Origin of the sequence: uncultured Coprobacter sp., assembly GCF_947855755.1 — a bacterium.
GTDB lineage: Bacteria > Bacteroidota > Bacteroidia > Bacteroidales > Coprobacteraceae > Coprobacter.
This window is the reverse complement of sequence record NZ_CANUAR010000033.1, coordinates 1-23273: the sequence shown is the minus strand read 5'-3', so window position 1 is coordinate 23273 and position 23273 is coordinate 1. Positions and strand designations below refer to the sequence as shown.

General features: G+C 37.3%; 17 protein-coding genes and 1 tRNA gene. 10 read left to right on the top strand and 8 right to left on the bottom strand.

Annotation, left to right across the window (positions count from 1 at the left end):
* Positions 1–173 precede the first annotated feature (173 nt).
* Positions 174–2120, top strand: a complete 1947-nt coding sequence (locus tag Q0093_RS13685; protein ID WP_297931536.1) for a glycoside hydrolase family 97 protein — start codon at positions 174–176, stop codon at positions 2118–2120.
* A gap of 614 nt (positions 2121–2734) precedes the next feature.
* On the opposite strand, the gene Q0093_RS13680 is transcribed toward Q0093_RS13685, so the two are convergent.
* The 4 genes from Q0093_RS13680 to Q0093_RS13665 form a co-directional block, all read right to left on the bottom strand.
* On the bottom strand, positions 2735–3688 hold the full coding sequence (locus Q0093_RS13680) for an N-acetylornithine carbamoyltransferase (RefSeq protein ID WP_294178981.1): 954 nt from the start codon (positions 3686–3688) through the stop codon (positions 2735–2737).
* Positions 3689–3733: 45 nt separating this feature from the next.
* Entirely contained in the window at positions 3734–4981 is a 1248-nt protein-coding gene (locus Q0093_RS13675) for a glutamate-5-semialdehyde dehydrogenase (RefSeq protein ID WP_297931533.1), read from the bottom strand.
* Between the two features lie 114 nt (positions 4982–5095).
* Complete coding sequence (locus Q0093_RS13670; RefSeq protein WP_297931530.1) at positions 5096–5470, bottom strand: VOC family protein; 375 nt, start codon at positions 5468–5470, stop codon at positions 5096–5098.
* Between the two features lie 88 nt (positions 5471–5558).
* Entirely contained in the window at positions 5559–6287 is a 729-nt protein-coding gene (locus tag Q0093_RS13665; protein ID WP_297931527.1) for an MBL fold metallo-hydrolase, read from the bottom strand.
* Between the two features lie 308 nt (positions 6288–6595).
* On the opposite strand from Q0093_RS13665, the gene Q0093_RS13660 reads away from it, so the two are divergent.
* The 4 genes from Q0093_RS13660 to Q0093_RS13645 are packed head-to-tail and all read left to right on the top strand — an operon-like array spanning position 6596 to position 15093.
* On the top strand, positions 6596–8464 hold the full coding sequence (locus tag Q0093_RS13660) for a T9SS type A sorting domain-containing protein (RefSeq protein WP_294178974.1): 1869 nt from the start codon (positions 6596–6598) through the stop codon (positions 8462–8464).
* Between the two features lie 54 nt (positions 8465–8518).
* Positions 8519–11833: a SusC/RagA family TonB-linked outer membrane protein gene (locus Q0093_RS13655; protein ID WP_294178971.1), complete on the top strand. Its 3315-nt coding sequence runs from the start codon at positions 8519–8521 to the stop codon at positions 11831–11833.
* A gap of 12 nt (positions 11834–11845) precedes the next feature.
* Positions 11846–13795, top strand: coding sequence for a SusD/RagB family nutrient-binding outer membrane lipoprotein (locus tag Q0093_RS13650; protein WP_297931522.1), 1950 nt, complete (start codon positions 11846–11848; stop codon positions 13793–13795).
* 11 nt (positions 13796–13806) lie between these two features.
* Entirely contained in the window at positions 13807–15093 is a 1287-nt protein-coding gene (locus Q0093_RS13645) for a glycoside hydrolase family 99-like domain-containing protein (RefSeq protein ID WP_294178967.1), read from the top strand.
* A gap of 332 nt (positions 15094–15425) precedes the next feature.
* On the opposite strand, the gene Q0093_RS13640 is transcribed toward Q0093_RS13645, so the two are convergent.
* Positions 15426–16103, bottom strand: coding sequence for a porin family protein (locus Q0093_RS13640; RefSeq protein WP_297931519.1), 678 nt, complete (start codon positions 16101–16103; stop codon positions 15426–15428).
* Between the two features lie 639 nt (positions 16104–16742).
* On the opposite strand from Q0093_RS13640, the gene Q0093_RS13635 reads away from it, so the two are divergent.
* The 3 genes from Q0093_RS13635 to Q0093_RS13625 all read left to right on the top strand — a co-directional run bounded on the left by Q0093_RS13635 (position 16743) and on the right by Q0093_RS13625 (position 19413).
* A tRNA-Met gene (locus Q0093_RS13635) sits at positions 16743–16816 on the top strand.
* A 140-nt stretch (positions 16817–16956) separates the two neighbouring features.
* A complete protein-coding gene (locus Q0093_RS13630) occupies positions 16957–17616 on the top strand; it encodes a lipocalin family protein (protein ID WP_297931516.1) in 660 nt (219 codons plus the stop codon).
* Positions 17617–18090: 474 nt separating this feature from the next.
* Positions 18091–19413: a DEAD/DEAH box helicase gene (locus Q0093_RS13625; RefSeq protein WP_297931513.1), complete on the top strand. Its 1323-nt coding sequence runs from the start codon at positions 18091–18093 to the stop codon at positions 19411–19413.
* Positions 19414–19443: 30 nt separating this feature from the next.
* Here the strand turns inward: Q0093_RS13625 and Q0093_RS13620 are convergent, their stop codons facing one another.
* The 3 genes from Q0093_RS13620 to Q0093_RS13610 form a co-directional block, all read right to left on the bottom strand.
* Positions 19444–20397 (bottom strand): PCMD domain-containing protein, encoded by a 954-nt coding sequence (locus Q0093_RS13620; protein ID WP_294178961.1) that lies wholly within the window; start codon positions 20395–20397, stop codon positions 19444–19446.
* Positions 20398–20510: 113 nt separating this feature from the next.
* Positions 20511–21368 (bottom strand): twin-arginine translocase subunit TatC, encoded by an 858-nt coding sequence (tatC, locus tag Q0093_RS13615; protein WP_294178960.1) that lies wholly within the window; start codon positions 21366–21368, stop codon positions 20511–20513.
* Between the two features lie 119 nt (positions 21369–21487).
* The gene (locus Q0093_RS13610) at positions 21488–21688 is read right to left on the bottom strand and encodes a twin-arginine translocase TatA/TatE family subunit (RefSeq protein WP_294178959.1); all 201 of its coding nucleotides are present in this window, start codon (positions 21686–21688) and stop codon (positions 21488–21490) included.
* A gap of 133 nt (positions 21689–21821) precedes the next feature.
* Here Q0093_RS13610 and fabD point away from each other — a divergent pair, with 133 nt between their 5' ends.
* Entirely contained in the window at positions 21822–22703 is an 882-nt protein-coding gene (gene fabD / locus Q0093_RS13605) for an ACP S-malonyltransferase (protein ID WP_297931509.1), read from the top strand.
* 95 nt (positions 22704–22798) lie between these two features.
* Positions 22799–23273 (top strand): hypothetical protein (locus tag Q0093_RS13600; RefSeq protein ID WP_297931506.1); only part of this gene is annotated, 475 nt, incomplete at its 3' end.

Below are 23273 nucleotides of genomic sequence, written 5' to 3'. Positions count from 1 at the left end.
CGCCTGCTTTATAATTTAACAACCGATCGAAACGACTTAAAGCCATATAATTTCAATAATTAAAAGATAAAAATAATATTTTTTTTTATCGTATATTTGTCAAATACGACATACATAATTATGTATAAACTCGCAACGATAAGAAAAATATAATTTTATTACAATAAAATGTTATGATACTTAAATATTTTAAAATCACATTAATCGTATTACTATGTTTATACAGCAAAAAAGTTTCTGCCAAAGAAATTGAAGTGCAATCTCCTAACGGTAACCTAAAAGTAAATATTGAATTGAAAGACAAGATATATTACTCAATATATTCAGGGAAAGATCTGCTATTGGATAACTGTTCGTTGTCTATGACATTGAATGATGAAGTGTTGGGAAAGCAACCGAAATTACGAGGCTCGAAAAGAGGTAAAATTGATGAAAGCATAAAGCGAGAGATTCCTCTGAAAAATGCGATTGTCGAGAACCATTGCAATACTTTATATCTAAAAATGAGGGGAAATTACGCTATTGAATTCCGGGTATTTAATAAAGGAGTGGCCTACCGTTTCGTTACAGACAAGAAGGGCGAAATTGAAGTTATGGGAGAAGATTTCACCATTCATTTCCCTGCAGATTATTTGGCTCATCTATCTCAGCCGGATGGTTTCAAAACATCGTATGAATATCCATATACACATGTTCGAACTAAAGATTACAAGCGTACAGACCGAATGAGTTATCTACCCGTACTTTTGGAGACAAATAAACAATACAAAATATTGATATCCGAAGCCGATTTGCAAGATTATCCTTGTATGTTCTTACAAAGTACGGGAAATAACGGCATGCAATCTCTTTTCCCAAAGTGTCCGCTGGAATTTGGAGAAGATGGTGACCGTAGTCTGAAAATACTAAAAGAGGCAGATTACATCGCCAAGACATCTGGTAAAAGAAATTTTCCATGGCGTTTCTTCGTAATCTCCGACAACGATAAAGATATTGTAGCCAATGAAATGGTCTATATCCTTTCTTCCCCTTGCGAACTCGAAGATTATAGCTGGATTAAGCCCGGACAGGTAAGTTGGGAATGGTGGCATGACGCTCGTTTATACGGTGTCGATTTCCGCTCCGGTTACAATATGGATTCTTATAAATATTATATCGATTTTGCTTCGACATTCGGTATCCCCTACATCATTATGGACGAAGGCTGGGCAAAGAGTACTCGTGACCCGTTTACCCCGAATCCGACAATAGATTTGCAAGAGTTGATTGAATATGGCAAAAAACGAAATGTAAAGGTTGTATTATGGTTGACTTGGCTGAGTGTAGAGAATCATTTTAATTTGTTCAAAACTTTTGCTGACTGGGGAATTGCCGGTGTAAAGATCGATTTTATGGATCGCAGTGACCAATGGATGGTAAACTATTATGAACGTGTAGCCAAAGAAGCCGCAAAACACAAACTGTTCGTAGATTTTCATGGTTCATTCAAACCTGCGGGATTAGAGCGCAGATATCCGAACGTGCTTTCGTATGAAGGTGTGTTGGGTATGGAACAAGGAGGTAACTGTAAACCGGAAAACTCCATCTACCTTCCGTTCATACGTAATGCAGTAGGACCTATGGACTTTACACCCGGTTCTATGTTCTCCGCACAACCGGAAGATAATCGATCTACCCGTGCCAATGCAATGGGATCGGGAACACGGGCCTACCAGATGGCTTTGTTTATCGTATTCGAAAGCGGATTACAAATGTTGGCAGATAATCCGGTATATTATTATCGAGAACGCCCTTGTACTGAATTTATATCCACTATTCCCGTAGTTTGGGATGAGACAAAAGTATTGGATGCTAAGGTTGGCGAATATGTTGTTATTGCCCGTCGCAGCAAAGACAAATGGTTCATTGGTGCTATCACTAACAACTCGGGACGTACCATTGAAATAAATTTAGACTTCCTTCCAGAAAACAAAGAAATGCATCTGACCTGTTTTGAAGATGGCATCAATGCTGACCGCCAAGCAATGGATTATAAGAAAAAAGAAATCGTAGTTACAAACTCTACTAAATTGACAATGAAATTAGTACGTAACGGCGGATGGACTGGTAAGATTGAATAGAAATACAGTAAACTGTATTACGAACTTAAAAATCAAAGCCATTTTAACCTTTTAACGATAAATATCACAATCGAATTATTTTAATCGATAAATTTATAAACTCTCATTTTATTTTGACAAAATGAGAGTTTTCTTATAGTCGAAAAATATAAAATTATTACAAAACCCAAAATCAATTATTATGAACTTTTCAGACTTCTTTTTCGGTTTCATTCCTTTGATTATCGTTATACTCATTTATATACTCCCTATAATAATAGGTTATAGCTTATTCAAGAATCACAATGATATTACTACAAAGAATAAAATTATCTGGTATCTGATTTTATTTATAACAAATTATATCGGCCTTATAGGATTATATATTTTCCTCAATACTCAAAAAAAAGAAAAACAATAATAGGACACCTATTAACAGATGTCCTATCATTTACTATTTTAATTACTCCAACTTAAGAACCTAACTAAATTTTCCAATGAGAAAATTCCGTCAGGTCATCTTTATGTTTTCTTTTGGTCTGTTTTTATTTGTCGAACAGCCTATCTCCTCATAAAAATAAAAGACATTCTCAAAAGAAAATTCTCCCTGACTCATGCAAAATTTCAGACAGATTTTAAAGACTTTCTAAAATTCTTTTCAAAACTACTTGTGCGGATATTTCCCGATTAGCAGCTTCAGGGATAACAATCGATTGAGGACTTTCGATCACCTCATCGGTAACGATCATATTTCGTCTTACCGGCAAACAGTGCATAAAATAGGCATTATTTGTTAAAGCCATCTTCTCTGCATCTACCGTCCAAGCCCGATCGGTATTAATCACTTTTCCATAATTCGGATCGGTATAAGCCGACCAATTTTTGGCATAAATAAAATCAGCACCTTCGAATGCTTTACGCTGATCATATTCCACACGAGCCTTACCGACAAATTTAGGATCGAGTTCATATCCTTCAGGGTGTGTAATTACAAAATCATAATCCGTTTCATTCATCCATTCAGCAAAAGAGTTAGCAACTGCCTGAGGCAAGGATTTAGGATGCGGAGCCCATGTCAACACAACTTTAGGACGAGCTGTCTTCTTATACTCCTCTATCGTAATCAAATCGGCAAAACTCTGTAACGGATGGCGAGTAGCCGCTTCCATACTGAACACGGGACGACCGGAATATTGTATAAACTGATTGATAATCTTTTCTTCATAATCATCGGACTTATTCTCGAAACGGGCAAAAGAACGCACGCCGATCACATCACAATAACAACCGATCACCGGAATAGCTTCGAGCAAATGTTCGGTCTTATCACCGTCCATAATCACCCCCCGTTCGGTCTCGAGCTTCCATGCTCCCTGATTGATATCGAGCACCATCACATTCATTCCCAAATTCATTGCGGCTTTTTGAGTGCTCAAACGCGTACGCAAACTGGAGTTGAAAAATATCATTATCAAGGTTTTATTCTTACCCAACTCTTTATATCCGAAACGATTGGCTTTCACTTCGAAAGCTTCTTTCAGGGCAATACTCAAATCACCCAGATCCTTCACATTGGTAAAATGTCTCATAAGTTCGTTTTTAATAAATTCAATCCGAAATCTCTTTACTTGTAATCATCGGGTTTGTCCGTCTCCCTGTATAATATATTTATAAGTTGTAATCTCCGGTAACGCCATAGGTCCTCTGGCATGCAATTTTTGTGTACTGATTCCTATTTCTGCACCGAAACCGAATTGACCGCCATCGGTAAAGGCTGTAGAAACATTCGTATATACACAGGCGGCATCCACCTCTTTACAAAAACGCTGCATAACTGCATCATTCTCACTGATAATAGATTCGCTGTGCCTAGATGAATAACGACAAATATGATCTAACGCTTCATCAATGCCTGCAACCGTTTTTATTGCCATTTTATAATCAAGAAATTCTGTTCCGAAAGATTCTTCATCAGCCGGCAATAAAAGCTCTGCCGGATATTTCCCCTGTAAAGCTGAATATGCTGCCGGATCAGCATATATAATCACACGACTTTTTTCTAATGGAGCGCATAATTCCGGTAAATCGGCGAGACGAGATGAATCTATCACAAGACAATCAAGGGCATTACATACGCTCACCCTACGGGTCTTAGCATTATTAATAATCGCAGCCCCTTTCTTCACATCTCCTGATGATTCGAAATAAGTATGACAAATACCCGCCCCCGTCTCAATAACCGGAACGCGAGCATTATCACGGACATATTCGATCAGTCCTTTACTTCCTCGAGGAATAATTAAATCGACATAATCGACAGCTGTTAACAACTGTGTCGTGGCTTCCCGGTCATTAGGAAGCAAACACACTGTATTTGAATCGATTCCAAACTTTATCAACACCTTGTTAATAACGTTTACGATTGCAGCATTAGAGCAAGCAGCATCCGATCCGCCTTTTAAAATACATGCATTACCGGATTTCAAACAAAGCGAAAAAACATCGAAACTGACATTCGGGCGCGCTTCATATATAATACCGATCACGCCGAACGGAACAGAAATTTTAGTAATCGTCATCCCGTTAGGACGAGTCGTCTCGCTCAACACTTTTCCCAAAGGTGAAGGTAATTCTGCTACACGACGCATATCTGCGGCAATATCTACAAGGCGTTGCTCCGTCAACATCAGACGGTCATACTTCGGATTATTTTTATCCATTTTCGCCAAATCGCATGCATTTTCCGCCAAGATATATCCTGACTGTGCCACAGCCTCATCAGCTACCGCACATAAAACAGCGTTAATTGTAGCTTCGTCTAACAGGTTCAATTTACGAGAAGCTACCCTTACTGCCTCAAATACAGATTTCAGAGAAGTCATATTTTACTTATTTATTGTAGGCAAAAATAGTAAAAAAGCGATATTCCATGACAAAGAATATTGCTTTTATTCTCTATTTATCAGGAAAAGCACAATATAATTACTACCACATCATTACACCGGTAAAATTTCAATCCAATAATCATCCGGATCATGGATAAAATAAAGTCCCATATCTGTATTTTCATAACATATACATCCCATCTCTTTATGGAAACGACGGGCTTCATCGTAATCCCCCTCCACCCGAATACACAAATGGCTCTCGTTATCCCCCAGTTCATAAGTTTCTGTACGATCTCTTAGCCAAGTAAGTTCAAGTAAAAACGAAGAAAATCCATCTCCCAAATAAACTAAGATGAAAGAGCCGTCTTCGGCCTTTTTACGACGAATTTCTCTTAAACCCAAAGCTTTATTATAAAAAGCAATACTTCTCTCAAGATCAATCACATTTATATTAAAATGATCAAAACGTCCCTTTATCTTCATAATCCTCTTGTGTTTATTTTATTATAAAATCATTTAATTGTAATCGGAATAGTTAACAAAAAATATTTCTATAAAAAACCTGTCTAACTCAATAATCAGACAATTCTACTGTTTCACCGGGAAAAGACCATCCGATAAATAAAGAACCGTTTTTCTCAGCAAACGAGCGGAATGCCGCAGCTTTTTCATACTGGTCATGGAAGTGCATCGGAGCGAAACAACCAACAGCAAAACGACAAACAAATTGTTCCGCTCCAAGCATATATTCCCGTCCTAAACGGGGATCTATCGGAAACATCACTAAATCGAAACGATCCGTAACTCTCGCCAATATCTCCAATTCATGCAGATAAGCATCTTCATATTCTTTCGACTCTTCCATTGTCGATTCCTCTTTCCAATGCCAATTATTTAAATCTCCTGCATGAAAAATAAGTTTTCCTGCTACCTCTATTAAAAAAGAACATCCTACATCGGTAGAACCGAAAGCCTGAATACAAAGCGTATTATCATGATACAATTCAGATGGAGAAAGATAGACAGCACCGTCAAACCGAACATGTCGATCTTCCAATATATCCCGAGAAAATATATATTGAATATCCGGACGCTGCTGTTTCCACTCCAGAATCTCCGAATTAAAATGATCTAAATGAGAGTGTGTAGATAAGACATATAATTTTCCTGCTCGATGCAGTAAAGAATCATGAACTATACCGTCATTTTCACCGTCAGAATCTCTATAATAGTCGATTATTATCGTAAAACCGTCTCCTTCTATTGCAAAACCGCTATGATAAATATAGGTCAATCTCATACTTAAAAAGTTTATATTCAAAGATAACAGTTTAAAGGAAAGAAAGAAGGCATGATTTCACATAAAAAAAATTAATAAACAAATAATATAGAGTATTTGTTAAGGTTCAATTCATTATAATACAACTTTTTAATCAGAAATTAACAGAAGGTCGTTTACTTCATTTTTCTTCATGATTTAACATAAAAATTAAGTGCGTGTATCGAATATTAAGTAATAAATAATCCTCAATAACGCATATTGATTAGTGTGCAAAAATACTTTTGTGAGTGTTTCTTAATCATTTCTTAACCAATAATAATTATGACATGAAAAGTACAATTTGTAAAATTGCGATCAGCGTAATTTTGAGTTGCTTCATTTTATTTCCTCTTTCTGCGAAGCAACTTTTCGTATCTCCGGAAGGAGATGATTCTGCAGACGGGTTATCTTCCGGAAATGCATTTAAGACCCTTTCTAAAGCAGTCGATGCAGCGGGAGAAGGCGATGAAATCGTCCTTTTGGGAATTATTGACATCAGCCAAGAACCGGCCGATAAAATTTATAACAGCGACGCTTATAATAAGAACAATCAAGGTGTCAAAATTCTGGACAAAGGATTAACAATCAGTGGTGATCCGAACCAAACTCGAACTAAAACCGGCTTTACGGGAAATAAAACGACAACATGTTTGCGGCTGGATGGATTGAACAAAAAAATAACCATCCGAAACCTGACTATTAAAGAAGGAAACCCTACTTCTGACAAAGGAGCCGGCTGTTTCATTCGGAACGCTAATGTAGAGTTTGATAATGTTTCTTTCCAAAACAATCAAAACTACGGTAAAGTCTATGACGATTCGCACAAATTCGGAGGTGCTTTTTTTATGACAGCTACAGATTTAGAAAAATACGAAGTTACCGTCCGCAATTGTCTGTTTATGGGCAATAGTAATAAAGACGGGGGATGTATCGGTTCTCAAGGAGGTAAATTAAGGGTATATAACACCTCGTTCGTCAGTAACGACTGCAGTGACGTAGGCGGATCGGAAGGCGCATTTTTCGGAACTGAACCACAAGAAGCCGTAGATGTATATTTTAGAGATGTTAAAGTCGTTTCTAATTATGTTTCAAATCGTGGCGGTGCTATATATATGAAACACCGTACCGACAAAAAGAATTTAAAAATGGTATTCGAAAATACCACTTTCAATCTTAACAAAGCAAACGGTGATAACGGCGGCGTACTGTTTTTTGAAAACGACAGAGCCAATACAACCGATGAGATACTCTTTGTAAATTGTACCATGTACGGGAATTATTGTAAACAAAAAGGCGGCGTATTTTACTTAGGTAAAGGTATGGAGAACTCTACATTCGATGTAGTAAACTGTACAATGACTTACAATACCACCACCGGAAATGAAGGCAACGGTGGCGCTATTTATGTCATGAATGACTGCAAAAAACTGACAAAACGTTTTTACAATTGTATCATAGAAAATAATAAATCGGGAGATGTTACCAACATGGTAAATTCGGATTTTATGGTTCAGTACCCGAATATTGAACAAATCGAACTGGATATACAAAACTCATTTGTCGGACACGACAGTTACGACAACATGCAGAAAAGAACTGCCGAAGGAACGGACTTTACCAAAAACAACTATTTCGACTATTTCGCCGACAATGGTTCTCTCTCCGGTCTTTCCTCCTATTTCGATTACTATGCAGAAGAGTGCTTTGCGATACCTTTAGATTCAAAAATATCGGATAAAGCGATGAATTACGGTAATGCTCAATACCTGCAAACGCTGAATATCAATACCGACCAAGTCGGGAAGATCCGTCCTTTTACCGATGGCAAATGTTATGCAGGGTCTTGCGAAGCTACCGAAGAAGAACTCGACTATGACATATATGCTTTGGCCGTAGAAAAAACAGAAATAGAATCAGACCAAGAGAATGCAACGGTAAAAGCCTACTACACGAATAACGGTCTGGTCGTAGAATCTACACAGACAATTACAAAAGCCGAAATTTATAGTTTATCCGGAAAACTGATCGCATCGGAGAAACTATCCGGACAAAATATCCGGGAAGAAATCTATGTAGACAACCTGAACCCGGATATTTATATTATCCGCATAGTATCGGGCGGGAAAACTTATTCTCAGAAAATCATGATCCGGTAACGGTCAATATGAAATATTTCAGCTAAAATAATATTCACACATTTATAACAAACCATGAAACATTTAAAAAACAGAAAAACGGAAAATACCGGTGTATATCATCCGGTTTTCAGATTCGCACTGTTTCTGTTGATCGCATTTTTATCGTTCGGAACAGCTTTTGCACAAAACTCAACGATAAAGGTCAACGGTACAGTCGTCGATGAAAACGGCGATGTAATCATAGGTGCTAACATATCCGTAGTCGGAGGTACAGCAAGCACTGTTACCAATATAGAAGGGAAATTCAGTATTCAGGCCAAAGAAAATTCTTTGATACGGGTCTCTTTTATCGGATATAAAGCACAAAATGTTCGTATCGATAAAAATAAAAAGGACATCAAAGTAACACTTGCCGAAGACACGAAAAAACTGGATGAGGTTGTTGTCACCGCTTTAGGAATAAGCCGGGATGCAAAATCCTTAGGATATGCTCGCCAATCTATCGACATCGGCACTACAACGGAAGTACGGGATGCAAATTTGTTGAATATGCTATCCGGAAAAGTATCCGGCGTGCAATTTATCTCGGCCGGAGGACCGACATCTTCAACACGTGTCGTTATTCGCGGAAACAATTCTCTTACCGGGAACAATCAGCCGTTATATGTCATAGACGGTATTCCCATTATGAACGAAATGGGTGAAGTAGATGATATGGACTACGGTAATGCTGCAAACAACATCAATCCCGATGACATCGAGAGCATCGAAGTATTGAAAGGTGCAAACGCAGCCGCTTTATACGGATCGGACGGTGCAAACGGCGTTATTCTGATCACAACCAAAAAAGCCTCTCGTAAAGCCGGACTCGGCGTTTCATACGGGTTTAACATGATGTTCAACACATTGTACCAATATCCGATGTACCAAAATGTTTACGGAAGTGGTAATGCCGGGCAATTACATACAGGAATCAACACATACGATAAAAGCTGGTATGACCCTTCATTACCTTACGGAATGGCAAACCTTACTACCGATTATTCACAATTATGTTTCGGTATGCCGATGTTGGGATTTGATATAATCGGACGTAACGGACAAGTAAAAAAATATGTCCCCGGAGACAATAACATCAGCGAATTATATCAAACCGGTTATATGATGACCAATAGCGTATCGATCGATAAAGTTTCGGATCTCGCATCTATTCGTTTTTCTTATACCAATACTCACGGTAACGATATATTGGAAGGATTTAACGAACGCGATCGGCATGCTTTCAGCCTACGTACTACGATGAAACTAAAAAAATGGTTAAGCGTCGATGTCAATACCCGCTATACGATAGACAATGTAGATAATCGGGCATTCCGTAATAATTCAAATCGGAATCCTATCTATATGCTGACCCAAGTTCCGCGCGACGCATCGTATGAAGAATTATCCGATTACAAAAATCCGGATGGTACGCCTCACTCTTTCCGAGGATTCCAAAATCCGTATTGGTCGATGCACGAAACATCGAATGCCGATACAAAACAATGGTTCTTCGGTGATATCACGTTAAATTTCGACCTCTATAAAGGGTTAAGACTCAGATTACGGGGAGCAACGGATATACAGACCGGATCGGGATGGACATTCTCCAACTATAACTCTCCGTTCGATGTCGACGGGCAATATGACGAATTTCAAGAAAATTCATATAATAACAATTACGAGGCCTTATTGATGTATAACAAAAGAATTAAAAAGTTCAGTATCAATGCTAATTTCGGAGGTTCGGTGCGCACACAACAAAGCAAAAAGATTCAAGACCGAGTAGATGCATTGATGCAACCCGATGTAAAGAGCCTTGAAAACAATGCCGCACAAATAAAAGCTATAACAGGATATAATAAAAAAACGAAAGAATCGGTATTTGCTACTGCCAGTTTCGGATATGGAGATTTTATCTATTTAGACGTAACCGGACGTAACGACTGGTCTTCTGCCTTAGGCAGGGGCAATTGGTCATACTTTTATCCCTCCGGAAGTATCAGTTTCGTATTTAGCGAACTGCTGAAAAACACAGCTATTAACAAAGTATTATCATTCGGTAAAATACGGGGCTCTATTGCAAAAGTAGGTAATGATACCGGATTCGACATGTTATATAGCAGTTACAGCTATAAAGGTTCTTATTTAGATATGTCATGGTTCGAACGTGACAATCTGGAAAAAAATCCGAATATAAAACCGGAAACAACTCGTTCATGGGAAGTCGGAGCAGACCTCCGTTTCTTTAAAAATCGTTTGAATATCGACATCACCTACTATGACAAATCTACTTTCGACCAAATCGTACGGGCAGATGTCACAGCAGCACGTGGAGCTAATCAACTGATGTTCAATGCAGGAGAAATACGCAACTGGGGCACAGAACTTACGGTAACCGGGACACCGGTAAAAACAAAAGATTTTGAATGGACAACTTCTCTCAACTGGTCGAAAAACAATTCGGAAGTCGTATCGCTCATCGATGGAGTAAACCGTTATATGCTGACTTCATGGAGCGGACTGAACGGCGTACAGGTATACGCCGAAGTCGGTAAACCTTACGGACAAATGTATGGTACTGACCCGGTGAGAAATGAACAAGGCCAATTCCTCGTAAATGCAGAAGGCCGTTATGCCCAAGAGGTCGATCATTATTTCGGTTCGGTATCTCCCGACTGGATCGGTGGCTGGAGTAATAAATTCAGATGGAGAGATTTAGACTTCGGATTCCATTTCGATTTCAAGAAAGGAGGCAAAGTTTGGTCCTATTCCGGATATCAAGCCTCTGGCAATGGACTCAGTGTCCAATCACTGGAGGGACGTGACGAATATCTTTACAGTAACCTGATTGTCGGAGAAAATACCGAAGAGCGCCGAGGCTTTTTGCAACCGCAATACACCAACAAAGCTAATACCGACTATGCGGCTAATTATGTCCCATATATAGATGCATCACGTCCTAAAGGTGTATATGCTCCTAATCGAGTATATAACGAAAACGTTGAATTTTGGGCCGGTAAGCCGTGCAATATAGCCTACGAACCGCAAAACTACTGGCAAGGAGAATCATTCAGACAACAAAGTCGATATGTATATGATGCTTCTTACATCAAATTACGTGAAGTAAGTATCGGATATAATCTGCCGAAAAAATTCCTGCGAAAAACCCCGTTCAAATCGGCACGCATAGCAGCCGTCGGGCGTAACCTGGCAATTATACTTCAAAATACGCCGAGAGGGCTCGATCCGGAAGCTACAAGTACGACAAGCAACGGACAAGGTCTTGAAATGGGTTTTGCCCTACCTTCGGCAAATTATGGTTTTGACCTGAAAGTATCATTCTAAACAAACACATTTATGAAAAAAACAATAATATCTATCTGTACAGCCATCGCATTGGGCACTGCGGTTTCCTGCACCGATAACTTCGAAGATATAAATATCAACCCCAACAAAATATACGAAGCAAATCTGGAAAGTATCTTCCCGGGATCGGTATATAAAACGATAAATGCAGTAGCGGAAATGAATTATAATCTGATGTGCTGGTGGGCACGTTATTCCGGACATTTCGGAGGTTCTGTCGATATGAATGAAAGTACATCGGACTCTTTTTATAAAAAATTTTATGTCGAAATCATCCGCGATCTCGAATTAACAGAACGACAATACGATGGTATTTCGGGTTATGAAAACCGAGTCGCTATAGCCCGCACATGGAAAGCTTATATTTATTCGATTGTCGTATCTATGTATGGAGGTATGCCTCTGTCGGACGCTATGATTTTCGATCCGAACAAATTTCTCGTAAAACATGATACGGAAGAAGAAATGTACCGGCAAATTCTGGATATGCTGAAAAAAGCATCCGAAAGTTTTAATCCCGATGCTAGTTCTGATGTTTTGAAAAAAGATCCAATATTCAGATCTGGTTCTGGAACAACCAGTGACATTACTAAATGGCGTAAGTTTGCCAATACTCTTCGTCTGGAAGTAGCTATGCGTGCAACCAATATTGCACCTGATCTGGCAGAACAACACGCCCGGGAATGTATGGAACATGAAGATTGGATCATCTCTTCTTTAGACGACATGGTTGCTCCGGCATGGGGTAGTGATGTCTCGAATGATGTCTCTTACTACTACAACCGGTTTTTGAAAAAAATACCGACAGAAGGATTCCGTGAAGGAGACTATCCTCGTATAAACGAATATTTTTTCATTTATTTAAGATCATATAATGACCCCCGATTAGAGGCGTTCGTAGATCCGACAGAAACACTGGAGCAATACACAGTAAGCGATACGATAACCCGTCCCAACCCTTACGAACCGGGATTTAGGGATTCTATCGCCGTAACCTACCGTATTCCACACCTACCGAGTCCCGAACGGAGTGGAATTTTACCTCGTGGCTGGGAAGTTGCAATCGACCCGAACTCACCGAACGGTACGACAAAATATGAATCTCCTTACACCGGAGTTTTGGCAACGCAATGGTCTCTGATAAACTATGACTTCATCAAACCGGATGCAAAATGTATACTAATGAATTGGGCAGATGCTTGTTTTCTGAAAGCAGAAGCTGCTTTACGTTACGGAATAGGATCTAAATCGGCAGAGGGGTATTATTATGAAGGAATAGAAGCCTCTTTCGCACAATACGGATTAACAAATGCAGTAAAAGAATATAAAGAACAAAACGGTATTAAATGGAACACGAACGGGAAAGGATTGACCGACTTCCGTTGTCTCTATCATGCCGACATTAACGGAGAAGGAGATTTTGACAATCATTTGGAACAAATTATCAAACAACGTTATATAGCCGATTATTTCAACGGATATTCGGCTTGGTGTCTCGAACGTCGTACCCGAGTATTGAAATTTCCTCCGTTTTTCTGTAATAGCACCACAGAAGGAAGTAACGGAACATACGACTTTATTCCCGAAAGATATGTATATCCTTTGTCTGAGATAACCAATAACACCGCTGCCTATTGGAATGCCGTTTCAGACCTATTAACTCAAAGCCCATACCCAGTAAAAGGAATACGCAACGGAGACAATGTTCAGACTCACTTGAAAATGGCTTTGGTTAATCCTTTACTGGAAAATGCCGATGCCAATTATATGAACCGGACCATCGCTTACAGCAGCCGACATTTGCAGAAATGGTATGGTAATACGGAAGAAGAATTCATTAAAAATGTTCAAAAAACATATCCGGATGTAACCAGTAGCAAATTATTGCGCAAATATATCGGTTACAAAGCAACAGTTATCAGTACTTACGAACCTAAATAATAGACTTTGTTATGAGAACTTATATAAATCATACTTTAAAATTGGTAATGGGATTGGGGTTAATAGCCGGATTGTCCGGTTGTGAGAAAGACCGAGGACCTTCGGTCGAAGATCACTTCCTGAATTATGAAATCCCGAATGTAGAACTAACGGCAGACTGTCCGGTAGGTGCATTTTATTATCAAAAGGGGAATTTGGATGACGGTAAATTAGCCCGTTTAGCCCAACCTTGGGACCAGTCGAAAGGACAACTCGGTGCGAACGTAAGACCGATATTGACTGAACAAATGAATTTCGATGTTAAAAATCCCGAATCGGTAGAGTTATATCAGCAACAGGTAGATTGGGCGATACAAGGCCGGATCGATTTTTTTATACTACCGGCTATTCAAATAGACCTTAAAACATTCTTAAATAGCGGAAATGTGGCTATGACCGATGTTCTCGGAGGTAAAAAAGGCGCTGAATATACCGATGACGATACAGGAGAGGCAATTACCGGAAATCCGGTACAATTGCAACGTGAAAACGGAAGATTGAGATATGCTATTTCAATAAACCCGAACAATATCACCAATGGTTTGAGTAATAGCAAATTGATCGAAGATATGCCGGATGAAACGATCAATACCGGAGAAAAAATGTCCCGGACAGATATCATGTGTAAAGCCTTTGAACAAATAGCCGTAAATTATTTTGGAGATGATAACTACTATCATATAAACGGAAGACCGCTGGTAGTAATCTTTAATCCGCATAAAATTTACACGAAAGATTCGAAAGCTCTTTATGACAAATTGCGCACAGCAGTTCGTGAGGCTTGTGGAAAAGAAATATTTATCGTAGCACAACAAGATGCTTGGGCTCCTACTGGACGTTTCGAAGTTTTTCATTGTGCAGGCAAAGTAGACGCGATTACCACAAAAAGCATGTATGATCAAAATAATTTTAACCGGGCTTACATGTATCCTCAAATGATCGATCAGAATTGGCAATATAATCAAGAATTCGCCGCTTCTCATTTCGGAATCGACTTTATACCTACAATCAGTCCGTCCCGTAATGCTTACATAAACATGGGAAACCAATATAATCAACCGATAGTGGACAAAAATCCAGATACTTTCCGAACAATGTGCAATGTCGCTAAAAGGCATCTGGGAGGTACTCGAATCGTATTCCTCGAATCATTCAATGATTGGGCGTACTATTCAGCAATAGAACCTACCGATCCGGAATATGGAAACGGTTATGGAACGACTTATCTCGATATATTGAGAGAACAATTTAAACTTTGACTTCAATAAAAATCAGATAAACACATCACATATAAAATATCATCGGTCCAAATAGTTTATTGTATTTCCTAAAATGAAAAACAGGAAGGTAATTTCGGCTTACCTTCCTGTTTTTTTAGTCAATCGAAATTTTTCTTATTTATAATTATATAGATATTTTCTAAAAAATGAAATGCACTTCTGAATTTCAACTTAACAAATCTTCGCTCAAAGGAGGATAAAATCCCGTATATCAAAATAAAGCGTGCTACCCAAGCCGAATATAAACACTTTTGGTAGTACGCTTTATTAATTATATAAATTCTTTTTAACTCATTATAGAATAGCTCTCCTTAAAATAAATATGCAACAGAAATCTGCCATTTTTTATTTTTTGTATCGAATGTGTCTCCATCAAAAAGAGTTCCTACCGCATTCGCCACATTTCCGTCTTTTATATCTTCACGAGCAGAACTTGTCAAAGGAAGATTATAATTAAATCCCACTTGCAAATGTTTCACAAGAATGATACCCGCCCCAAAATTCAAACCGACATTTGCAGCTTTCCTCTTGATACTGGCTTTGTCTCCTTGAACTGCACTTCCTGCAATATCAGCCAGATCAGATCCGATATTATCACTTTTCAAATTAAAAGAAAAATCCGGACCTGCAGCCAAATAAATCCCTATAAGTTTAAGTAAACTACGCGACCATTTCAAATTTACCGGAATATCCAACTCATGTTGCTTATTGGTAACTCCGATATTTGTTGTTTCATTGATAAACTTCATCTTAGTTTGAGAATAAAGTAAAGATCCATCTACTCCCAAACCAAAAACAGGAAATTTAAATTCAATCATCGGTCCAACAAAGAAACCTGACAAATTATCGACTTTCACGTCTTTTAACCCCTTAAAGCTTGCATCTGAAAGATTCGCTCCAATTTTCAATCCCCAATTCAATTGGGCTTGAGCTTGTGATACCATACAAAAACACACTATCACAAAAAACATTTTAATAAGATTCTTCATTGCTCAATCTTTTTTTATCGATTATTATGTTTACAAAGATATAAGTTTCTTAATATAAGAACAGAAATATAGATAATTAAAGATCAAATTTTAATTAAGAGCCTGCTTAAATTTCACGATAAAACAATTTTATCAAACATTTTTGAGTTTTCTCTCAATCTATTTTTCCGTTTTTGCTTGTCCGATAGTCCACTATCATACTCATAAAAATAGATAAACACCCTCAAAACAAAACCGAACAAAATCTAAATCGGCTCTAATAACAACTCTCTATATTAAAACAGACTCTTTTATTGAATAGTTTCCCACAACATTAAAAAAAACAATTTAAAAGATCAATCCTATTCCAGTAAACATCAACTTTTCCATTCATTTAACAAGAACAATCCTATCAAGAAATCTCAAGAACAAAAACAATCTTTTCCAAAAAACTCCCGATTTTACCTCCTTTTACTAATTCTTTACACCGACAAACTCTCTATTTTTAGGAATATCTCTATTTTTTCCTTATCACATTTTCATTATTATTCTTATTATCAATCATTTATATAAAATCTAAAAATAGAAACTTGAAAATAAAGAAAAACTATTGTGAATTCAAAAAAAACATTTTATCTTTGCACCGCAATCAAAAAAGATGGCGAGATAGCTCAGTTGGTTAGAGCGCATGATTCATAATCATGAGGTCCCGGGATCATGCCCCGGTCTCGCTACAAATCGAGCGGTGAAATATTTTCATCGCTTTTTTATTTAAACAGACTCTCGATAATAAATATTCTTCGATTTTTATTGTTACCTCCCCAAATATTATTTTTATCTTTAAAACAAAGAAACTCAATTAAAACCAAAAGTTATGAAGTATCTTATAAATTTCACGGTCATTTTAAGTATAACTATCCTAACAGCTTGTAACAGTGTCAATATTGAAGGATCTTGGGTCGAACCCATACCTGGTATACCGGATATGAAACAGGGGTTTACTCTCAAAACGAAAGGTGATGCATCTTCTATCAATATGGAATCTTTATTATATGAAAAATGGGAACACAAAAATAACCTGTTAATTCTTTCCGGTACGAGTATCGGCAATCATCAGACTTTATCTTTTACCGACACCTTAATTATTGAAAAGTTGACTCAAGATAGCCTGATTCTCAAAAAAGGAAAGCTCATTTTAAGATATGCCAAAGCTGACGAAACGGAAATAATAAAAAATACTCCGATGTCTAAAATCCTTGCGGCAAGACAACCTTTTCCCGTAAAAGGACAATTAATCATCGGACATGAAGTGCGTTCTTTCACCGCAGAGAACGATTCCTGTTCTTATTGGATTATTGACCCGACAGAAGAACTTACACAAAAGTATGATGAAATAACAAAAGGTATAAAAAGCGGAATCCCAGTATATGTAGAATTGGAAGTAGTGGATATGGGTAAAGCAGATGATGGCTTTGCTGCCGATTATGATGGTGTTTATTCAGTAACTAAAATAAATAAAATCGCTAATTATTAATCGATTAAATATACCAGTAATACAGATATAAAAAAATGGAAAGAGATTTTTTCTTTCCATTTTTACTAAAATAAGTATCCTTAAATAAAACCGGATACTTCTGTCTAATTTCGTTTTAAAATTTTTCCATTCCAATCTCCTTTGTCCGTTATCACTTGCAAAACATAATCACTGTCAGGAAATTCTCCCCTAAAAATCGAAGTTTCAATCATAATATCCCTATTTTACAAATATTTAATTTATTCATAACTAAAGTAAAAATACATCTTTAATCCAAGACTAACATACTTTTTTAATCTTCTGAACTTTAGATCAGGTTTGAGAGTTTTTTCGAGGATAATAACGGGCTATCTGACGAATGAAAACGAGAAAAAGGCCTGATAATATTTTTTGTCGGAAAGTTCAGATAGTCTCTTAAATTAAATCAAGACCTTTCTTCCAGCCGAATCAATATAATTTATTTATCTTTACGACATGACTTTAAAAGATACATTATTAGAACGTTTGAACAGCAAGTTAGGAATAACAACCCTTAACAAAATGCAATTGGCTGCTCTCAAGCATAGTGAAAAAGGAAAAGATATTATCCTCATTTCACCTACTGGATCAGGTAAAACGATAGCTTTCCTTTTATCAGTTTTACAAGGATTAGACCCGCTATGTAAAGAAACACAAGCTTTAATACTTGTTCCTTCACGAGAATTAGCAATGCAAATAAATACGGTAAGCCATTCTATTATATCTGGATATAAAATAAATTGCTGTTATGGTGGACAACCGATAAAATCTGAAATAAAATCGCTACAACAAAATCCGGCGGTACTTATAGGTACTCCGGGGAGAATCTTAGATCATATCAACCATGACAGGATAAACGTGAAATCGGTAAAAGTTCTTGTCTTAGACGAATTCGACAAATGTCTTGAATTAGGATTTCAAGAACAAATGGAAGCAATTATCAAATACATTTCTTGTACTTGTAAACGCATCCTCACATCCGCGACAGAAGGGGAGATCCCTGAATTCACAGGATTAAAAACTCCTGAAAAGATATATTTCGAGAAAAAAGAGTCTGATAAAAGATTAAGTTTATATTTGGTCATATCTCCTGAACCGGACAAATTAAAAAGTCTCGAGATATTACTTCGAAATTTGTCACCCGGTCCGGTACTTATATTCTGCAATCATCGGGAAAGTACCGAAAGGATAGGTTGTTTTTTATCAGAACAACATATCTTTAACGAAGTTTTTCACGGAGGAATGGAGCAATCTCAAAGAGAAAAAGCCCTATGCCGATTCAAAAATGGCAGCTCAAACATATTTATATCGACAGATCTGGCTTCACGAGGACTGGATATTCCGGAAATAAAGCATGTCATACATTATCATCTACCGATTAATGAAGAAGCATTCATACACCGAAATGGCAGAACTGCTCGCATGTTTGCCGAAGGGAATGCCTACTTACTGATAAACTCCGATGAAAATATTCCGGAATATATTCAGAAAAAACAACCGAAAACATTCGATCTATCCGTCAACATAAACCGGTTGGAATTACCGCCCATGAATACCCTCTATATTGGAAAAGGTAAAAAAGAAAAACTAAACAAAGTCGATATTGTCGGTTTTTTAATACAAAAAGGAGAATTGCATAAAGAAGATATAGGTATGATCGATATAAAGGATCATTACTCTTATGTCGCCGTCAATAGAAAAAAAATAAACCGAACTCTCAGACTGATTCGAAAAGAAAAAATAAAAAATATGAAATCAAAATATGAAATAGCCCGATAAACATTTATCAGGCTATTTCATATTATCGTTTTAATAAACAAACGCTACATTATCAACCCAAAATTTGCTCCCTACCGAACCGATATATGCTCCTTGATCATTCGCCGAAAAACGTAACATGACATGCGTAACCTCTTCATCTGCCTTTCCCCAGCCCAATTCTTGAATCGGAACAATTTTCCCTTTACTATTCCGAGTATAACGAGGATCATCCGAAGGCATCAGTCCCATATAACTCTGATAGTCGCTTCTTTTAGTAATATCTCCATACCATACCGGAATTCGGTAATTATTTATCCAATCCTGCGTATTGCCTGATAATTTACGATAAGCCGTACCCACGCGACGAGCATAAATATTCCCATCTTCATCTTCCCACTGATGCAACAGGTAAAGGCAAACTTCCGCCTTATCCCGTCCCGGAACATTTACGGCTTTACCAAATCCGGTTGCCTTCACCATCTGAGGCTCCATATGTAATTTATAATCAAATTGCAAAGCTGTAGGTTTCTTTGTAAAAGGAATCCCCTGATCGAGTTTACTTTGAGGATTACTTGTATTCTTTATGGGTTCATCCATCCCTCCTAAAAAAATAGAACCGGGAGCTACTACCACAATATTCACCAACCCGATTACTTTACAAGTCTCTTTTCGTATTTCAAGACGGGCACAATACCCGTTTCCTCGCTTTTCAGGAAATACACTCGTACTGGTTTTGACAATTCCGGCAGGACTCGCCATAACACTCGATGTAGCCCACGGCGATTGCGCATGACGCCGATAAGGCTTATTCCCTTCAATCGTCATTGTCGGAGCTATTTCATAAATATAACGAGTATGTCCGCCCAATAACGCAGACTCTTTAAGTACCCTTGTCGTCCAATGATCCATATCCCCAAAAGGAATCATTTCGACTTTCTGAGCATTACAGATCCACCCCACAAAAATGAAATATATTCCGATTAATAAAAATACTTTTTTCATAAGTCACTCTAATCTATATCATTTAAGGACGCAAATATATCAAGAATTAAAATAATGAATCCAACATTCATATATTTTAGGCTTATCTTAATAAGAATAGAACACATTTACCGTTATTTAGACCAATCACTCGATTCGACTTCATCTGAAATCTCTGTTTCGTCTATTTCAGGAACATCCTTTTTCACAAAGAAAGCGCTGACCTCATATAACATATAAATAGGAAGAAATACGACCATTAATGTAAACGGATCTCCCGAAGGAGTAATAACTGCAGCTAAAACCAATAAACCGACAATTGCATAACGACGATATTTAGAAAAAAAAGATCGCGTCAGCAGTCCTATTCCTGAAAGCATCCAACACAATAACGGCAATTCGAAAACAACCCCCATAATAAAAATCATCATCAGAAAATTATTCATATAAGAATCAAGAGAAATTTGATTGGGGACTATTTCACTAACCTGATAATCTGCCAAGAAACGTAATGTCAGCGGAAAAACAAGCAAATATCCTACCGCAACACCGATAAAGAACATCAAATTACCTATAATAAAAGCAAACCTCGCATTCTTTTTTTCTCGTTCATACAGTCCGGGACTGACAAAACTCCACAACTGATATATAATATATGGAAAGGCAAATACAATCGCAAGCCAAAATGAAGTACTCATATGGATAAAAAACTGCGAGGCCAACTGTATATTAATTAAATTTACATGAAAATCATCACCGCAAAAATCGGGTAATACCGACAGATATTCACTTATAGAAGAAAGATATGTGCTCAGATTACATATCGAACGATATAAAATAAAGTCTGAAAAACAAGGAGCTAAAATAATAGAATCAAAAATGTCGGTCATAAAACAAAAAAAAACGACAGCCAATACGACAACCGCTCCGAGCGATCGAAATATAACACCGCGCAATACCTCTAAATGATCCCAAAAGCTCATTTCTTCCATAATAACTAAAAAACAGATTATAAATCAAATAAGTAAAAAATAAAACTGATGCGAAAAGAAAACGTATAAAAGATTCACTATATGTCTGCTCTCAAAAAAACGAAATATTTTCACGCAAACTATTTCTTATCAGAATTGGAGTCCGTATCCGAATTGATCTGATCTTCAACGTCTTTCAAACCGTCTTTAAAATTACGGACACCTTTCCCCAAACCTTTCATCAATTCCGGTATTTTCTTACCACCGAACAACAACAAAACAACCAAAGCTATAAGAACAATCTCTCCTGCACCCAGATTTAAAAGTAAAAGCGTATTCATATTTATATCATTTTTAATTTCAGCTAAAGACAAATGTATGAAATATATTTATTATATAACAAAATAGGATTAAAAAATGATTACCTTTGCATCTGTTTTTTAGATTAATAACCATCAGAAAATAAAAATAGAAATGAAAGCATTTGTATTTCCGGGACAAGGCGCACAGTTCGTAGGGATGGGAAAAGAACTATATGAAACCAATTCCGAAGCTAAAGCCTTGTTCGAAAAAGCTAATGAAATTTTAGGATTCAGAATTACCGATTTGATGTTTAACGGAACTGATGAAGATCTTCGTCAAACTAAAGTAACACAACCGGCAATTTTCCTACATTCGGTAATTCTCGCAAAAACGATGGGGGCTGATTTCTGTCCCGATATGGTGGCAGGACATTCACTCGGAGAATTTTCCGCTTTAGTATCTGCCGGAGCTTTATCTTTCGAAGACGGTGTACGTCTTGTTTCTGCTCGTGCTCAAGCTATGCAAAAAGCGTGCGAAAAGACCCCCTCTACTATGGCTGCAGTATTAGCTTTGCCTGATGAAAAAGTAGAAGAAATATGTGCTTCCGTAACAGAAGGAGTCGTTGTTCCGGCTAATTACAATTGCCCGGGACAAATCGTTATTTCAGGTGACGAAGCCGGTATCGATGCTGCATGCGAAAAAATGCTTGCCGCTGGAGCAAAACGCGCTTTGAAACTGAAAGTAGGGGGAGCTTTCCATTCTCCGATAATGGAACCTGCTCGTGCAGAATTAGCAGAAGCTATCCATAAAACACAATTCTTTACCCCCAAATGTCCAGTTTATCAGAATGTAAACGCAAAAGCAGAAACTGATCCGGAAATAATAAAAGAAAATCTGATAGCACAATTAACAGCTCCTGTACGTTGGACACAGACAGTGATCAATATGATCGCTGATGGAGCAACAGATTTTACCGAAGTCGGCCCGGGCAATGTATTACAAGGTCTGGTAAAAAAAATAAATAAAGAAGTAACAACACAAGGTATACAATAAAAATTACTACATTATTTATTATAAAACCTCTTTTGTTATCTAAGTGATAAAAAAGAGGTTTATTTTATGTCCTGATATTTTAAAAACTTTATTAAATGAAAAAAACAATACTCTTAACAGTAACTTTAATTGCATGTATTTATTCTGTTAATGCCCAATATAAAAAAGGTGACATAGAATTGGGCGGTGAAATATCCTATAAAGTAACCGATGGATTCCATCAATTTGCCATATCTCCAGAAGCTGAATTTTTCTTAAATGAACATTGGGCTATCAATACTGGTATAAGTTTATTTGGTGACAGTCATAAAACTCGTTTCGGAATTTCAACAGGAGTAAATTATTACTTACCTATAACTCAAAACTTATATTTTGCTCCCCGAGGAGGTTTCGATGTTGAATTTACCGAGTCAAATTGGGCGATTTGCATAAAACCGAACTTAGTATATGAACTGACAGAGCATATAGTTATGAATTTAGGAATCGGATACATTGGTATAGGTCAATTTAACGAGAATAATAAAACTTCATTCCAAATCGGAATATGCGATAATTTAGCATGGGGAATTG

Coding starts and splice junctions, on each gene's coding strand:
- Q0093_RS13630 (WP_297931516.1), top strand. CDS start 16,957: ATGAAGTATCTTATAAATTTCACGGTCATTTTAAGTATAACTATCCTA.
- Q0093_RS13640 (WP_297931519.1), bottom strand. CDS start 16,103: ATGAAGAATCTTATTAAAATGTTTTTTGTGATAGTGTGTTTTTGTATG.
- tatC (WP_294178960.1), bottom strand. CDS start 21,368: ATGGAAGAAATGAGCTTTTGGGATCATTTAGAGGTATTGCGCGGTGTT.
- Q0093_RS13620 (WP_294178961.1), bottom strand. CDS start 20,397: ATGAAAAAAGTATTTTTATTAATCGGAATATATTTCATTTTTGTGGGG.
- Q0093_RS13625 (WP_297931513.1), top strand. CDS start 18,091: ATGACTTTAAAAGATACATTATTAGAACGTTTGAACAGCAAGTTAGGA.
- Q0093_RS13680 (WP_294178981.1), bottom strand. CDS start 3,688: ATGAGACATTTTACCAATGTGAAGGATCTGGGTGATTTGAGTATTGCC.
- Q0093_RS13660 (WP_294178974.1), top strand. CDS start 6,596: ATGAAAAGTACAATTTGTAAAATTGCGATCAGCGTAATTTTGAGTTGC.
- Q0093_RS13675 (WP_297931533.1), bottom strand. CDS start 4,981: ATGACTTCTCTGAAATCTGTATTTGAGGCAGTAAGGGTAGCTTCTCGT.
- Q0093_RS13670 (WP_297931530.1), bottom strand. CDS start 5,470: ATGAAGATAAAGGGACGTTTTGATCATTTTAATATAAATGTGATTGAT.
- Q0093_RS13650 (WP_297931522.1), top strand. CDS start 11,846: ATGAAAAAAACAATAATATCTATCTGTACAGCCATCGCATTGGGCACT.
- Q0093_RS13685 (WP_297931536.1), top strand. CDS start 174: ATGATACTTAAATATTTTAAAATCACATTAATCGTATTACTATGTTTA.
- Q0093_RS13665 (WP_297931527.1), bottom strand. CDS start 6,287: ATGAGATTGACCTATATTTATCATAGCGGTTTTGCAATAGAAGGAGAC.
- Q0093_RS13645 (WP_294178967.1), top strand. CDS start 13,807: ATGAGAACTTATATAAATCATACTTTAAAATTGGTAATGGGATTGGGG.
- fabD (WP_297931509.1), top strand. CDS start 21,822: ATGAAAGCATTTGTATTTCCGGGACAAGGCGCACAGTTCGTAGGGATG.
- Q0093_RS13610 (WP_294178959.1), bottom strand. CDS start 21,688: ATGAATACGCTTTTACTTTTAAATCTGGGTGCAGGAGAGATTGTTCTT.
- Q0093_RS13655 (WP_294178971.1), top strand. CDS start 8,519: ATGAAACATTTAAAAAACAGAAAAACGGAAAATACCGGTGTATATCAT.